10 protein-coding genes are annotated in these 16,508 nt (G+C 64.5%); 9 read left to right on the top strand and 1 reads right to left on the bottom strand.

All coding sequences use genetic code 11. From position 1 onward, the window contains the following. Positions 1 to 2 precede the first annotated feature (2 nt). The 8 genes from KB554_RS02160 (at position 3) to KB554_RS02125 (ending at position 13,488) form a co-directional block, all read left to right on the top strand. The gene (locus KB554_RS02160) at positions 3 to 3,110 is read left to right on the top strand and encodes a DNA gyrase/topoisomerase IV subunit A (protein ID WP_242116231.1); all 3,108 of its coding nucleotides are present in this window, start codon (positions 3 to 5) and stop codon (positions 3,108 to 3,110) included. Between the two features lie 2 nt (positions 3,111 to 3,112). Beyond that, a complete protein-coding gene (locus tag KB554_RS02155) occupies positions 3,113 to 3,646 on the top strand; it encodes a shikimate kinase (RefSeq protein WP_211034835.1) in 534 nt (177 codons plus the stop codon). Continuing rightward, positions 3,627 to 4,406 (top strand): glutamate racemase, encoded by a 780-nt coding sequence (gene murI / locus KB554_RS02150; RefSeq protein WP_211034834.1) that lies wholly within the window; start codon positions 3,627 to 3,629, stop codon positions 4,404 to 4,406. Before KB554_RS02155 ends, murI begins: the two co-directional genes overlap by 20 nt. A gap of 266 nt (positions 4,407 to 4,672) precedes the next feature. Next, positions 4,673 to 7,924: a DNA translocase FtsK 4TM domain-containing protein gene (locus tag KB554_RS02145; RefSeq protein ID WP_211034833.1), complete on the top strand. Its 3,252-nt coding sequence runs from the start codon at positions 4,673 to 4,675 to the stop codon at positions 7,922 to 7,924. A 76-nt stretch (positions 7,925 to 8,000) separates the two neighbouring features. Beyond that, positions 8,001 to 8,609, top strand: a complete 609-nt coding sequence (locus KB554_RS02140; RefSeq protein WP_232522870.1) for a hypothetical protein — start codon at positions 8,001 to 8,003, stop codon at positions 8,607 to 8,609. A gap of 104 nt (positions 8,610 to 8,713) precedes the next feature. Continuing rightward, complete coding sequence (locus KB554_RS02135) at positions 8,714 to 9,154, top strand: hypothetical protein (protein WP_141429537.1); 441 nt, start codon at positions 8,714 to 8,716, stop codon at positions 9,152 to 9,154. Positions 9,155 to 9,470: 316 nt separating this feature from the next. Further along, on the top strand, positions 9,471 to 12,023 hold the full coding sequence (gene gyrA / locus KB554_RS02130) for a DNA gyrase subunit A (RefSeq protein ID WP_211034832.1): 2,553 nt from the start codon (positions 9,471 to 9,473) through the stop codon (positions 12,021 to 12,023). Positions 12,024 to 12,135: 112 nt separating this feature from the next. Next, a complete protein-coding gene (locus KB554_RS02125) occupies positions 12,136 to 13,488 on the top strand; it encodes a tetratricopeptide repeat protein (protein ID WP_211034831.1) in 1,353 nt (450 codons plus the stop codon). A gap of 118 nt (positions 13,489 to 13,606) precedes the next feature. Here KB554_RS02125 and KB554_RS02120 read toward each other — a convergent pair whose 3' ends face one another. Beyond that, the gene (locus KB554_RS02120; protein ID WP_141429540.1) at positions 13,607 to 14,938 is read right to left on the bottom strand and encodes an MATE family efflux transporter; all 1,332 of its coding nucleotides are present in this window, start codon (positions 14,936 to 14,938) and stop codon (positions 13,607 to 13,609) included. 221 nt (positions 14,939 to 15,159) lie between these two features. On the opposite strand from KB554_RS02120, the gene KB554_RS02115 reads away from it, so the two are divergent. After that, positions 15,160 to 16,500, top strand: coding sequence for a pseudouridine synthase (locus KB554_RS02115; protein WP_211034830.1), 1,341 nt, complete (start codon positions 15,160 to 15,162; stop codon positions 16,498 to 16,500). Positions 16,501 to 16,508 lie beyond the last annotated feature (8 nt).

Raw genomic sequence — 16,508 nt, 5'->3', positions numbered from 1 at the left:
CTATGGCAGAAAACGACAAAGATACACGCAGTCCGCTCTCCGGCGATGCGCCCGACATGCCCGGCACGCCCGGCGCCGACATGCCCGCCGGAACATCCGCCGCTTCCGGAACACCCGCCGCTCCGGGGAAGGGTTCGGAGCTTTCCGGCGATTCCGCCGCACCGGCATCTTCCGGAGCTTCCGGCAGCGCCGCCGCCCCGGCGGAGGCCGCAGGGGAGGAGGCGACTCCGGCCCGTCCGGGCCGGTTCGGCCGCCTGACGCAGGACGAAGGGGTGCGCAAACTGACGGGCATGTACCGCAACTGGTTCCTCGACTATGCCTCCTACGTGATTCTGGAGCGTGCCGTGCCGCACGTCGAGGACGGCCTGAAACCCGTGCAGCGGCGTATCCTCCACGCCATGAAGACCGTGGACGACGGCCGCTACAACAAGGTGGCGGGCATCGTCGGCGAAACGATGAAATACCACCCGCACGGCGACGCCTCGATCAAGGACGCGCTGGTGCAGCTCGGGCAGAAGGACCTGCTGATCGACTGCCAGGGCAACTGGGGCAATATCCTGACGGGCGACGAGGCCGCCGCAGGCCGGTACATCGAGGCGCGTCTGTCGAAATTCGCGCTCGACGTGGTTTTCAACCGGAAGACTACCGAGTGGATGCGCTCCTACGACGGCCGCAACGACGAGCCGGTGACCCTTCCGATCAAATTCCCGCTGCTGCTGGCCCAGGGATCGGACGGCATCGCCGTGGGACTGGCGTCGAAGATTCTGCCCCACAACTTCGTGGAGCTCATCAACGCCGCCATCGCCCACCTCGAAGGGCGCGATTTCCAGCTCTATCCCGACTTCCCGACGGGCGGCATGGCCGACGTGAGCCGTTACAACGACGGTCTGCGCGGCGGCACGGTGAAGGTGCGCGCGAAGATTTCGAAGATCGACAAGCGCACGCTGGCCATCACCGAAATTCCCTATACCACCACCACCGAGTCGATCAAGGAGTCGATCATCAAGGCCAACGACAAGGGCAAGATCAAGATCCGCAAGGTGGACGACAACACGGCCGACAAGGTCGAGATCGTGATCCAGGTCGCCCCCGACGAGTCGTCGGACAAGACCATCGACGCCCTCTACGCCTTCACCGACTGCGAGGTGTCGATCGCTCCGAACGCCTGCGTCATCTGGGACGAGAAGCCGCATTTCCTGGGCGTGAAGGAGATTCTGCGGCGTTCGGCCGAACATACGAAATACCTGCTGGGCCGCGAGCTGGAGATCCGCCTCGGCGAGTTGCAGGAGGCGTGGCACGCCGCGTCGCTCGAGCGCATCTTCATCGAGCACAGGCTCTATCAGCTCATCGAGGGCTGCAAGACGCGCGAAGAGGCCTATGCGGCTGTCGATAAGGGGCTGGAGCCCTTCAAGAAACAGTTGCGGCGCGAAGTGACGACGGAGGACGTGCAGAAGCTCACCGAGCTGAAGTTCATCCGTATTTCGCGCTACGACACGGAGAAGGCCGACAACGAAATCCGCCAGATCGAGGAGGATATCCGCTCGACGCAGTACCATCTGGCGCACCTGACGGAGTACGCCGTCGCCTGGTACGAGCGCATCCGCGACAAGTACGGCAAGGGGCGCGAACGCCGCACCGAACTGCGCGAGTTCGACTCGATCGAGGCGACGAAGGTGGCCGTCACCAACGCCCGGCTCTACGTGGACCGCGCCGAGGGTTTCTTCGGCATCGGCAAGTCGATGAAGGACGCCGAACCGGTCTGCGACTGCTCGGACATCGACGACGTGATCGTCTTCACGAAGGAGGGGCGCTATGTCATTACGAAGGTTTCGGACAAAGCCTTTTTCCAGAAGGGCATCTACTACATCGGTGTCTTCAAGCGCAACGACGAGCGTACGATCTACAATGTCCTCTACCGCGACGGCAAGAACGGTCCACTGATGATGAAGCGGTGCGCCATCAAGGGCGTCACGCGCGACAAGGAGTACGACATCACGAAAGGCACGCCCAAGAGCGAGATTCTCTATATGTCTGTCAATCCGAACGGTGAGGCCGAAGTGCTGAAGGTTTACTTCAAGCCGCGTCCGCGCCTGAAGAAGGTGATCGTGGACCTCGACTTCTCGACGCTCGCCATCAAGGGCCGCCAGAGCCAGGGCAACCTCTTTTCGCGGTACGGCATCCACAAGATCGTGCTCAAGGAGCGCGGCGCCTCGACGCTCGGCGGGCTGAACGTCTGGTTCGACGAGGACGTGCGGCGTCTCAATTCGGACGGCCGCGGCAAGTGGCTCGGCGAGTTCAAGGGGGACGACAAGCTGATCGTGTGGACCTCTAAGAATCAATACTATATCACGGGATACGACCTCGGGCAGCACTTCCCCGACGAGACGGTGCGCGTGGACCGCTACGATCCCGACCGGATTTACAGCCTCTGCTACTACGACCGGGGACAGCGGTACTACTACATGAAGCGTTTCACGGCCGAGACGAGCGACCGCCTGCAAGCGTTCCTCGACGAGGATGCCGATTTCGTCTGCGTCACCGATTGCCGTGGCGCGCAGCTCGAGATCACCTACAAGGGGGCGCATGCCACGCGTCCGGCCGATCTGGTGGATGTGGACGAGTTCGTGGGCGTGAAGAGCCACCGGGCCAAGGGCAAGCGCCTGACGACTTACGACGTGGCCGCGCTTCGCTTCGTCGAACCCGAACTGCCGCCCGAGCCGGACGGGGAGGAAGTCCCCTCGGACGGGGATCCGGACGGAGCCTTCGGCGAAGGAAATCCGGCGGCCGCCGCTAACGGCGCCGCGGTCGGGGGCGAGGACGCCGGCAATGCCGGGAACGCCTCCGGAAACGGCGAACATGCCGGGTGTGACGGACATGCGGGAAACGGCGCGGTTCCCGGGAATCCGGAAGACCCTGCCGGGAATGTCCCCGGAGCGGCCGGCCGGGATGCCGTAAGCCGGACCGGGAAACCCGCCGCCGCGAAGCCGGTGGCGGCGACGCACGGACTGCCTCAGTCGGGCACGGTCGCAGGGGGCGTGGAGTTCGAGATCGAACGGGCGAAAGGCGATGCGGACGAGGTGATTGACCCCGAGCAGTTAAACCTTTTCTGAAGATGAAGCCGTTGTTTCTGGTGGGATACATGGGTTGCGGCAAGAGCACGCTCGGCCGCAAGCTGGCCCGGCGGCTCGGCGTCCCCTTCGCCGATACGGATGCGCTCGTCGAGCGGCGCGAAGGCGCTTCCGTGGCCGACGTCTTCCGTTACGAGGGCGAGGCGTGTTTCCGCCGGATCGAGCGCGAGGTGCTGGAGGAGACGGTCGGGGCGGGCGAAGCCGCCGTCGTCTCCACGGGCGGCGGCCTGCCCGTCTGGGGCGACAACATGGCGTATATGAACCGCGCGGGGCGGACGGTCTATCTGCGCCGGACGGCAGAGCAGATCGCCCGGCGGCTCAGCCCCTACGGACGGCAGAAGCGGCCCCGCCTGCGGGGTCTCGGCGACGGGGAGCTGGTGGACTTCATGACGCGCGACATGGCCTCCCGCGAACCTTTCTATGCGCAGGCTGCGCTGACCGTCGAGTGCGGCGCCTGCACGGACGACGAAATCGTGGAACGGATTCTGACTTTCCTGCGTGAATGCGAAGTACGATAACGCCCCCGTCGGGGTGTACGATTCCGGGCTGGGCGGGCTGACCGTCTGGCGCGAGATCCGCCGTGCGCTGCCCGCCGAGTCGCTCGTCTATCTGGGCGACGGCGCGAACTGTCCCTACGGGTCGCGGCCGCGCGAGGAGGTGCGGCGGCTGGCCGATGCGGCCGTCGGACGGCTCGCGGAGGCGGGGTGCAAGCTGGTCGTCGTGGCCTGCAACACGGCCACGGCCGCCGCGATCGATAGCCTGCGCTCCGGATATGCCCCGCTGCCGATCGTGGGGATGGAGCCGGCCGTGAAACCCGCCTGCCTGGCCACCCGCAGCGGGGTGGTGGGGGTGCTGGCCACCGAGCGGAGCCTCGACGGCGAGCTGTTCCGCCGCACCGCCGCGAAATACGGCGGTGGCATCGAGGTGCTGACCGTTCCGGGACGGGGCTTCGTGGAACTGGTGGAGGGCGACCGGGAGGATACGCCCGAGGCCGAAGTCTGCGTGCGTGCCGTCGTGGAGCCGATGCTGGAGCGGGGCGCCGATCAGATCGTGCTCGGCTGCACGCACTATCCCTTTCTGCGGCCCGTGCTCGACCGCATCGTGGCGGGACGCGACGTGCGGATCGTCGATCCGTCGCCCGCCGTCGCGCGTCGGGTGGCGGAGCTGCTCGACCGCGGCGGACTGCGCGCCGCGCCGGACCACCTTCCCCGCTACGAATTCATCACCTTCGCCGACGAAGCCTATCGTCTGCGGCTCGTGCGGAAAGCCCTCGGCTGACCGGGGGGGGGAGCCGGGCCGGGTCGCATGGCCGGGATACGGATGAATGTCCGGTTTCCCGGGATGCTCTGCCGTGTGGATACGGTTGAATGTCCGGGTTCCCGGGATGTTTCGCCCCGTATATGATGCGAAATGAGATATGACCGGACCTACTGCGCTGTCGTCTATTGCGTTGCGTGTTCGGGTCGGTGCGATTTTTTCCGCTGCGTTTTTAATTCCGCAAATTATTCCGTATCTTCGCTTGATATTATCAAGCGTTAGACGACATGGCATCCAAAAACAGCACGAATAATACGTCGCCGGCCTCCGGCCGGAGGCCGACTGCCGAACGGACCAACGGCGACAGCATCCGCTGGATCGGAGGCTTGCTGCTCCTCTTCGCGGGACTATTCGCCGTCGCGTCGGTCCTCTTCTCGTTCGTCAGTTGGGATGTGGACCAGAGCATCTTGCAGAAGCCGGCCGAGGAGCGCGAGCTGCTCGGCAACGAGGTGGAGAACCTCTGCGGCGAGACGGGGGCTCGGCTGGGGCGTCTGCTGGTGGACGATTCGTTCGGGGTGTTCGGCATACTGATTCCCGTGATGGTGGCGCTCGTGGGGCTGCGGATCATCCGTCAGCGTCCGCTGCTGGTGAACCATTCGCTCCTCTCGCTGTTCCTCATCCTGATTCTCGGGTCGCTGACCTTGGGATTCGCCTTCGGTGACAACTGGAGCATCTGCTGCTCGACGGGTTGGGGCGGGGCGTTCGGCATCGAGGTCGCGGCGGTGCTGCATGCCCGTATCGGGGTCTTCGGAACGTTGATCCTGCTGTTCGGCGGCTGGATTCTGACCGGCGTGTTCATCAACCGCAACTTCATCAATAAAGTCAATCGGGCGGGCAACGCGATGGTGGACCGGAGCGGGCGCATCGTGGAGACCGTGCGCCGCAGGGTGGCGGGACGCATGCCGCTCGACGAGCCGCTCGGAGGCGAGGAGTTCCGCGGGACGGAACCTGCGGCCGCGGAGCCTTCGGAACCGTCCGGAGCGCATTCGTCGGGGGCGGAAAAGGCGGTGCGGGAGCGCGGTGCGTCCGCTCTCCGGGAGAATGAGTCGCCGGATGCCGGCGAAGAGGAGATCGCCGAAGCGGAGCGGCGGGCGTGGAGTGCGGCCGGAGCGGCGCGCACGACGCCGCAGTCCCATAGCGGCGGAACGGCGGCGGAGCATCGTCCGTCGGAGCCGTTCGCTGTGGAGCGTGCCGCGGCGGAACCGGAGGCGGTCCGGCGGACTGCCGGGCCGGAAGGGGCCTCCGAAGTGCGGATTTTGCGTCCTGCCGGGGAGGAGGAGAGTCCGTTCGTCGAGCTGACGCCCGACGGCGAGCCGCTCGTGCCGGAAAAGGCGGCTCCGGCCGTTCCTCCTGCTGCGGAGGAGGAGTTTACCGAGGTGGACCTGTCGCGTCCCGATGGGCGCTTGGTGATGGGCCGCGGAGGGCTCGTGGAGCTGGAGCGCCCGGCCGTGCGGCGGGAGACCGTGTCGGACGGACCTTTCACCGAGATCACCGTAGGCGGCGGAGAGGCTCCTGCGGAAGATCTGCGCACCCTTGCGGAGCGGATCGTGGCCGAACGTGCCGGAGCGCGGCGCGACGCCGCGCGGCCCGTGTTCGAGGAGCTGTCCGTGGCGGGGACCGAAGATGCCGGCATGCCCGCCGGAGGGGAGGAACCGCACCGTGCGGGGGCCCCCGGAGCCGGAGGCCCGGACATTGCGGAGCCGGAAGCCGGGGGATACGCGGCGGCCCGTCCGGAAGGCGGCGCGGGAAGCGCGGACGGGACCGTCCCGTCCGGTGCGGCGCCGGAGGGCGGAATGCCGGGGACGAGGCCGGAAACGGCGGCGGCCGGAAGTGTTGTGCCGGGAGCTCCGGCATCGGGCCAAACGGTTCCGGGCGGTGCGCAGCGGACGGAAGGGGTCGTGGTGACGGTCGAGGCCCGCGAGGCGCGGCTGGTCGATGAACGGCGGATTCCGACGGAGGCCTACGATCCGCTGAAGGACCTGGTGAACTACCGCAGGCCGCCCGTGACGCTGCTCGAGGACTACGTTTCCGATTCGGAGGTTTCGGACGAGGAGATTTTCGAGAACAAGACCCGGATCGAGGAGACGCTCCGGAATTTCGGCATCCCGATCCAGCGTATCAAGGCCACGGTCGGCCCGACGGTGACGCTGTACGAGATCGTGCAGAAACAGGGGGTCAAGATCGCCAAGATACAGGGCCTCCAGAACGACATAGCCCAGAGCCTCAAGGCCGAATCGGGCATCCGCATCATCGCGCCGATTCCGGGCCGCGGAACGATCGGCATCGAGGTCCCGAACCGCAGCAAGCAGGTCGTGTCGATGTACTCGGCCGTCCGGTCGCTGCGCTTCCAGGAGTCGAAGGCCGAGCTGCCGGTGGTGATCGGCCGCACGATCCAGAACGAGAATTTCGTCTTCGACCTGGCGAAGATGCCCCACCTGCTCGTGGCCGGAGCCACGGGACAGGGCAAGTCCGTCGGACTGAACGCCATCATCACGTCGCTGCTCTACCGCAAGCATCCCGCGCAGCTCAAGTTCGTGATGATCGACCCCAAGATGGTCGAATTCTCGCTCTACGCCAAGGTCGAGCGGCACTTCCTGGCCAAGATGGAATCCGAGGAGGAGGCGATCATCACCGATCCCAAGAAGGCGGTCTATACGCTCAACTCGCTCTGCACGGAGATGGACAACCGGCTGGAGCTGTGCAAGAAGGCCGGAGCGCGCAATATCGCCGAGTACAACGAGAAGTTCACCGCGCGGCGGCTCAACCCGATGAACGGCCACCGCTACATGCCCTACATCGTCGTGGTGATCGACGAGTTCGCCGACCTGATCATGACGGCCAAGGAGGTCGAGACGCCCGTGACGCGGCTGGCGCAGAAGGCCCGCGCGATCGGCATTCACCTCATCATCGCCACGCAGCGTCCCTCGGTCGATGTCATCACCGGCAAGATCAAGGCCAACTTCCCGGCCCGCATCGCGTTCCGCGTGATGCAGATGATCGACTCGCGCACGATTCTGGACCGTCCGGGTGCCGACCAGTTGATCGGCCGCGGCGACATGCTCATCTCGAAGGACGGCGAGCTGACCCGTATCCAGTGCGCGCTGGTCGAGACCAAGGAGGTGGAGCGCATCGTGGACTACATTTCGAAGCAGCAGGGCTATACGTCGGCCTACACGCTGCCCGACTACACGCCCGAGAGCGGCGAAGGGGGCGGTCTGGGCAGCGAGGAGTCCTCGGCGCCGGTGAAGTACGACTCGCTCTTCGCCGAGATCGCCCGCGACGCCGTGTCGGGCGGGCAGATTTCGACCTCGATGATCCAGCGCAACTACGAGGTGGGCTTCAACCGCGCGGGACGCATCATGATGCAGCTCGAGCGGGCGGGCATCGTGGGCCGTCAGCAGGGCGCCAAGCCGCGCGACATCCTCTATCACGACCTGCCGTCGCTCGAGGCCAGACTGCAGGAGCTCGGGCTGTTCTGACGGGGCGGGATGCCTCGGCGGGCCGGCAGGTCGGCGCGGCGCGGAAATAAGGGAACTGAAAAAACGGAGACAAACGATGATACGACGGATATTGTATGTGGCGGCCCTCCTCGCGGGGGTGTGCGAGGCTTCGGCCGCAGGACGCGCGGAGGAGATTCTGGGCCGTGTGGCCGAGGGGTTTCGCGCGATGAAGGACTACACGGTGCGCTTCGAGGTCGCGGCGGACGAATACCGGACCCCGGGAAGCTATGCCGTGCGCGGCGGAAGCTATTACCTCCGTCTGGGCGACGATGCCGAGGTCTATTCCGACGGACGGCTCCGCTACGAGGTGGACAACCGCCGCCGCGAGGTGACCGTGACGGAGGTGAACCGTGCGAGCCGCAATATCCTCGACAACCCCGTGCGGGCGTTCGACTTCCTCGGCAGCGAGTACGATTTTTCGCTCGAAGGGGAGAGCGGCGGCCGCGCCACGGTGCGGCTTGTGCCGACGGCGGAGAACGACACTTCGGCGGGCGTGGTGACGCTCGTGGTCGATACCTCCTCGATGCGGCCCGTGTCGCTGGCCTACGATTACGACGGGGAGCGGGTCGGGATCCGAGTGACGGGAATCGAGCCGCAGGCCGGACATTTCAGGACCTTCGACCGGCAGGCCTACGGCGGCTACGAGTTCATCGACTTCCGGTAAGGGTCCGGATGCGGATCGCCGGGACATTCCGCCCTGGTGCGGTCCCGGGAGTCCGCTTATGAGCTGAGTGCGGAAAAGAGTGGAAACCTTCAAGATTCGTGATTATGGATGGATTGGATTTTTCGCTGCGGGGATTCGTCGTCTGCTACCTGCTGACCTATGCGGCAGGGATTCTGTTTGCCGTGCTCGAGGGCCGGAGGTGGAACGCTGCCGCGCGGACGGTTCCGCCGGCGGTCGTGCTGATCGTCTTCGCGCCTTTGATCTTTCCGGTCGTGGCGCATCTGGTGCGGCCCCGTCTGCGGGCGCGCGGGGTCGATGCCCGGATCGTCCGGCTGAAGCTGGCGATCGCATGGTTCGTGCCGGTGCTGGCCGCCGCGGGACTGTGGCTTTGCGGCTTTTTCTGCAATGCGGTCGTGGATGCGGCGTTCTCCGAAGAGCTGGCGGCCTGCTGCGGGCTTTCGTGCGTGTTCCTCAGCATGATTTCCACGATCTGGGTCAGCGCGCGCCTCGATGCGCTCGCGGACGCGGCGCAGCGCGGCAGATGACCGGTGCATGAGACGGAATTTCCGTCGGCACGGGGCGCAGGACCTCCGGACCCGCGCCCCGGATGCGGCGTTTCTCCCGACAGGAAGGCGGGAGAATTTTTTTGTGCCGTCAGATCGGCGGAAAAGGGCCGAAAACGGCCTCCCCGGGGGAAATATCGTGCGGGCGCGCGCTATTTTCGTGCGCAAAGTTGCTCAGATCGCAAGAAATTACTATTTTTGTTCGTTAAAAAGTACGTCCGGACGCTCCCTTCGGCCGGACGAAGGCGCGGCGTCGGAGACGGCCGGAAATAAGGAATTTGGTTTTAAGAGATTATAGATGCTAACAGAAGAAGAAAAGAATGCCGGTCTGATGGGGCGGATCATCCCCATCAATATCGAAGAGCAGATGAAGTCGGCCTATATCGACTACTCGATGTCGGTCATCGTCTCGCGTGCGCTGCCCGACGTGCGCGACGGCCTGAAACCCGTGCACCGACGCATCCTCTACGATATGAGCGCGGAGCTCAACCTCTATTCGGACAAGCCCACCCGTAAGTCGGCGCGTATCGTCGGCGACGTGCTGGGTAAGTTCCATCCCCACGGCGACTTGTCGGTTTACGACGCGATGGTGCGTCTGGCGCAGGAGTGGTCGATGCGCTACCCGCTCGTGGACGGGCAGGGTAACTTCGGCTCGATGGACGGCGACTCGCCGGCCGCGATGCGTTACACCGAGGCGCGCATGAAGAAGATCACCGACGAGGTGATGGCCGACATCGACAAGGAGACGGTGGACTGGACGCTCAACTTCGACGATACGATCCCCGAACCCACGGTGCTGCCGACGAAGATTCCGCTGCTGATCGTGAACGGCGCGAGCGGCATCGCCGTCGGCATGGCGACGAACATGGCCCCGCACAACCTCTCGGAGGTGGTGGACGCCTGCTGTGCCTATGTCGATAACCCGGAGATCACGGGCGAGGAGCTGCTGCACTACGTCAAGGGCCCCGACTTCCCCACGGGCGGCATCATCTACGGCTACGAGGGCGTCAGGGAGGCGATGCTCACCGGCCGCGGCCGCGTGGTCATGCGTGCCAAGACCGAAATCGAGCACACTCCGTCGGGCCGCGAGTGCATCGTGATAACGGAGATTCCCTACATGATCAACAAGGCCGAAATGATCCGGAAGATCGCCGACATGATCAACGACAAGAAGATCGACGGCATCTCCTACATCAACGACGAGTCGGACCGCAACGGCCTGCGGATCATCATCATCCTCAAGCACGATGCCGTGGCGAGCGTAGTGCTCAACACGCTGTTTAAGAATACGCCCCTGCAGACGTCGTTCGCCGTGAACAACATCGCGCTGGTGAACGGGCGGCCGCAGTTGCTGTCGATGCGCGACCTGATCCGGTATTTCATCGAACACCGCCACGACGTGGTGGTGCGCCGCACGCGTTTCGACAAGCGCAAGGCCGAGGAGCGGCTGCACATCGTGCTGGGTCTGCTCATCGCGCAGGACAATATCGACGAGATCGTGCGGATCATCCGCTCGTCGAAGACGCCCGACGAGGCAAAGCAGACGATGATGGCGCGTTTCGAACTGGACGACATCCAGGCTTCGGCCATTATCGAGATGCGTCTGCGCGCCCTCACGGGACTGGAGCACGGCAAGCTCGTGGCCGAGCGGGACGAGCTGATGAAGCTCATCGCCCACCTCACGGAGGTGCTCGAGAACGTTCCGATGCAGATGCAGATCATCAAGGACGAACTGCTCGAGATGAAGGAGAAGTACGGCGACGAACGCCGCTCGGAGATCGTCTATGCCTCGGAGGAGTTCAATCCCGAGGATTTCTACGCCGACGACGACATGGTGATAACCATTTCGCACATGGGCTACATCAAGCGCACGCCGCTGGCCGAATACCGCACGCAGAACCGCGGCGGCGTGGGGGCCAAGGGCAGCGCCACGCGCGACGAGGACTTCATCGAGCATATCTACGTGGCGTCGATGCATAACACGATGCTCTTCTTCACCGAGAAGGGCCGCTGCTACTGGCTCAAGGTCTATGAAATTCCGGAGGGCGCCCGCTCGTCGAAGGGCCGTGCCATCCAGAACGTCATCCAGATCGAGCCGGACGACAAGGTGCGCGCCTATATCAACGTGAAGAACCTGAACGATGCCGAGTACGTGAACAGCAACTACATCATCATGTGCACGAAGGACGGCACGATCAAGAAGACGAAGCTCGAAGCCTACTCGCGGCCGCGTCAGAACGGCGTGAACGCCATCGTGATCCGCGAGGGCGACCAGCTCATCGAGGCCAAGCTCACCAGCGGCGAGGCCGAGGTGATGATCGCCGCGCGCGAAGGCAAGGCCATCCGCTTCAACGAGAACACGGTGCGTCCGATCGGGCGCGTCGGCGCCGGTGTGCGCGGCATCTCGATCGAGGAGGAGGACGAGGTGATCGGCATGATCTGTGTGGAACCCTCGTCGAAGCAGGACGTGCTCGTGCTGAGCGAGAACGGCTACGGCAAGCGCACCGACCTGGACGAGTACCGCATCACCAACCGCGGCGGAAAGGGCGTGAAGACCATCAACATTACGGAAAAGACAGGCAAACTCATTTCGATACAGGCCGTGACGGACGAGAACGACCTGATGATCATCAACCGTTCGGGACTCACCATACGCACGGCCGTGTCGCAGATCCGTCTGGCGGGCCGCGCCACGCAGGGCGTGCGTATCATCAACCTCCGCGAAGGCGATGCCATTGCTTCGGTGATGGCCGTGCCGGCCGCCGGGGTCGAGGAAGATGCGGAGAGCGCGGAGGGGACGACCGCCGGGGGCGAAAACCCGGAGGCGGGGACCGCTCCGGCGGAACAGTAGCGCTGCGGCCGGCGAAGAGGCGGCGTCCCGGGATGCGGGGCGCGGTTTCCGGAGGTGCGGAGGAAATGTGAAACGAATTCGGACAAACTGAAAAACTAAATTTCAAACACGTATGAAAAGAACGATTTTGACGGCTGCCGCCGCGCTGCTTCTGGCGATTCCGGCGGTGCAGGCCCAGAAAGTGAACAAGGACGCGCTCCTGTCGAAGATCGAGAAGAGCGACGAGGCCGTGGCCGACGCCAAGAAGGGCGCCAAGGCCGCCACGTGGATCAGCCGCGGCAAGGCCTACTACGACGCTGCCGTGGCTCCGACGAAGAGCCTCTTCGTCGGCCTGGAGTCGATGATGCTCAAGCTGGCGGACGGCGATCCTACCTCCGTGGGCAAGGAGACGGTGAACGGCGTGGAGTACGACGCCTGGGTGTATCCCTACTACACGGCCTATCTGCTGGACGACAAGGTGAAGACTTGGAAGCAGACGCAGACGGTTTACGACGGCGCGATCGAGAAGGCGCTGGAGTCCTATGACAAAGCCTGCGAGATCGACCCCAAGAGCGCCTCGAAGGTGAAGGACGGGTTGCAGCAGATCAGCGACTTCTGCTCGCAGGTGGGTAATGCGGGCCTCGACACGGGCGACTTCATCGGCGCCGCCGATGCCTATGTACTGGCTTTCGCCGCACAGTCCAAGCCCGCCTACGAGGGCAAGCCCGATCCCGCGCTGCTCTACTATGCCGGTTATCTGCGCACGGTGGACGGTTCGAACAATCCCGCATCGTTCGTGCAGGGCGGCGAGTACCTCTCGAAGGCGCTCGACATGGGCTATGCCGACGAGGAGGGCAATATCTACTACTACCTCTTCCACTGCTACTACGGACAGAAGGCGCAGGACAAGGCTTTCCTCGAGAAGGCCAAGCAGGCCCTGCTGACGGGTATCGAGAAGTTCCCGAAGAACGACCGCATCATCGACGGTCTGGTGCAGCTCTATACTTCGCCCGAGGATAACGTGGGCGACCCGGCCGACCTGATCGGTCTGATCGACAAGGCTATCGAGAACAATCCTTCGAGCGTGGACCTGTGGTTCGGTCGCGGCCGTATCTTCTATGCGCTGAAGGATTACGACCAGAGCATCGACTCGTTCAAGAAGGTCGTGGAGCTCAAGCCCGACCTCTACGAGGGCAACTACTATCTCGGCGTATTCTACACGATCAAGGGCGACGAGGTGAACAAGGAGATCAATGCGAAACAGTACAGCAGCCAGGCTGCCTACGACGCCGATCTGGAGAAGGTGAACGTGATCTACATGGAGGCCATTCCCTATCTGGAGAAGGCGCTCGAGCTGAAGGAGAACGATCCCAGCTCGCTGGAGCTGCTCAAGTCGATCTGCTTCCGTCTGCGCGACGAGGAGGGCATGATGGACAAGTACAACAAGTACAACGAGCTTTACAAGCAGGTGCAGGGCGGGGAGTGATCCCCTGCTCCCGCATCGGGCGACCGACCCCCGGAGGCTCCCGGCCTTCGGGGGTCGTCGTTTCCGGAGCGGCGGGAACGGATGAGGCGGGGAACCCGGCGGGAGGGCCGGGCATTTCTCAGGCGCGGTCCGTCGCTTTGGCGAGGATGGCGCTCAGACGGCGGGTCATGAAGTATTGCAGCACGCCGCGCAGGAACATGTAGAGCGTGAAGGCGAGCCAGAGGGCGTTGTTGCCGATCAGCGGATGGAGTGCGTAGTAGATGCCGAAATAGGCGGCCGTGGCGAAGAACATGGAGTTGCGCATGACGCGTGTCTCGGTGGCGCCGACCATGATGCCGTCCATGATGAAGGGCATGGCGCTGGCGATCGGGATGATGATGATCCAGACGATGTACTCCCCGGCCGTTGCGACGAGCGCCTCGGCATTGGCGGCCGTGGAGCTGACGAACAGCCCCACCAGATCGCGCCACCAGATGATGTAGATGACGACGAACAGCGCCGAGATGAGTGTCCCCCACGCGAGACAGCCTTTCAGGCAGCGGCGCAGCGCCCCTCCGTCGCGGGCGCCGATGAAGCGGCCCGTGAGCGCTTCGGCGGCGTAGGCGAAGCCGTCGTTCATGTAGGAGAACAGCGTGAAGAGTTCGAGCAGCAGGGCGTTCACGGCCAGCAGTTCCTGGTTGCCCAGCCGTGCCGACGAGCCGGTGAAGAAGGTATAGACCGCCACGATGCAGAACGTGCGCAGGATGATGTCGCGGTTGATCGAGAAATAGGTCTTCAGCGGCCGCAGATCGAGCACCTGCGACCAGTCGATCAGCCGGAGAACGGGGCGGTATTTCGCCACGAGCAATACCGAGGCGAGCGCCACGCCCGTCCATTGGGCGACGACCGAGGCGTAGGCGATGCCCACGATGCCCAGATCCATGCCGAAGGCGAACCAGAGGCTGCAAAGGGTGTGGACGACGTTCACGGTGATGGCCGTGCACATGGGGAACACGGCGTTCTGCATTCCCGTGTACCAGCCGTTGAAGCCGAAGAGCAGGATGCCCGCCGGCACGGCCCAGATACGCGCATAGAAGTAGTCGCGGGTCATCTCGCCGCCGTGCATGGCCCAGAGCGCCAGCTCGCCCACGGGGTACTGGAGCGCGACCATCAGCAGTCCCATCGCGCCCGCCGCGGCCAGCGCGCGGGCCAGCATGTTGGCGCACTCGCCGAAACGGCCCGCACCGAACGCCTGCGCCGTGAGGCCGCTCGTGCCCATCCGCACGAACGAACAGTTCCAGTAGATGAAGTTGAAGATCGAAACCCCGATGGCCAGCGCGCCGATGGCCGCCGCCGAGTCGTCGCCCCAGTGTCCCGCGATGGCTGTCGAGACGATGCCCATGAGCGGCACGGTGATGTTCGAGACGATGTTCGGCAGCGCGATGCGCAGTATTTCGCGGTTCATGTTCATATCCGGATGCAAAGATAAGGCAAAAGAGCGGATATTGCGGCCTTGCGGGGTTTTTATCTTAAATGAGGCACGCGATGTGCCGCAATCCGGAAAAATGGATTACCTTTGCCTCCTGACAGACCGAAGGTCGCGGCGGAGGCCGCTCCGGTCGTCCGGGCTGGGCCCGGGACGGCCGGGGTGCGGTTTCGCAGGCCGGAGGTTCCAACTAATCGAATGGAAAGATGAAAGATCAGAAAAACGACTCGACCCCGGTGCTCGCGCGCTTCGGACGCGACAAGCGCGTGCGCACGGTGAAGGCTACGGCGGAACGCGTCGAGCGTCGCCCGCGTTCGCAGCGTGACGCTGCCGATTCGGAGCAGCCGTACCGGGAGCAGCCCGCCGGACGGGCCTCCTACAACCCCCACTTCACGGCGGACAACCGTCCGGCGTTCGACAGGCCGCGTGACGGGCGTCCGCAGCGCGATTCCGGCGAACGGCCCCGCCGGGCATTCGACGACGACCGGGCCCGTTCGGGAGAGGAGCGTCCGCGCCGTGCGTTCGGCGCGAAGCCGCATGCCTTCGGCGAGCGTTCCCGGCAGGACGGGGAGCACCCGCACCGTTCGTTCGGCGACAAGCCGCGCACGCCGGGCGGGAAACCCGCATTCGGTGCGAAGCGTTTCGGCGGGAAGCCCGGCGATCGCACCTTCGGCGACAGACCGCACGGGGAGCATCCGTCCGGTGACCGGTTCCGCGGGAAATCCGGCGACCGGAAGTCCGCCGGCGATCGCAGGCCGGGTTTCGGCAAACCGGCCGCCCGCCGGGAAGGGGCGCCTGCCTCCTATCCGAAATACGACCCTGCGAAACAGACGGGCGAGATGCGCCTGAACCGTTTCCTCGCCCAGTCGGGCATCTGCTCGCGCCGCGAGGCCGACGACTTCATCACGGCGGGGCTCGTCTCGGTGAACGGCAAAATCGTCACGGAGCTGGGTACGAAGGTGATGCCCACGGACGAGGTGCGTTTCAACGACAGCCGCGTGCAGGGCGAGAAGAAGGTCTATCTGGTGCTGAACAAGCCCAAGGGCTATGTCACCTCGCTCGACGACCCCCATGCCGCGAAGACGGTGATGGACCTGGTCCGCGGAGCCTGCACGGAGCGGATCTACCCTGTGGGGCGTCTGGACAAGAACAGCCTCGGGCTGCTGCTCTTCACCAACGACGGCGACATGACCAAGCAGCTCACGCACCCGTCGTACCGCAAGAAGAAGATCTATCAGGTGTCGCTCGACAAGCCCCTGACGCGCGCCGACATGGACCGGATCGCCGAGGGCGTGACGCTCGAGGACGGCGAGATCCACGCCGACGAAATCTCCTATGTGAAGGAGAACAAGCAGGAGGTGGGAATCGAGATTCACTCGGGCCGCAACCGCATCGTGCGCCGTATCTTCGAGTCGCTGGGCTATACGGTCACCAAACTCGACCGCGTCTATTATGCGGGTCTGACGAAGAAGAACCTCAAGCGCGGCGCATGGCGTTTCCTGACGCGCGAGGAGGTCGAGCGCCTCAAGTCCGGACAGTACGAATAGCGCGCACG

Origin of the sequence: Alistipes sp. Marseille-P2263, from assembly GCF_018101075.1 — a bacterium.
Classification (GTDB): domain Bacteria; phylum Bacteroidota; class Bacteroidia; order Bacteroidales; family Rikenellaceae; genus Alistipes; species Alistipes dispar.
This window is presented reverse-complemented; position numbering and strand designations above follow the sequence as displayed.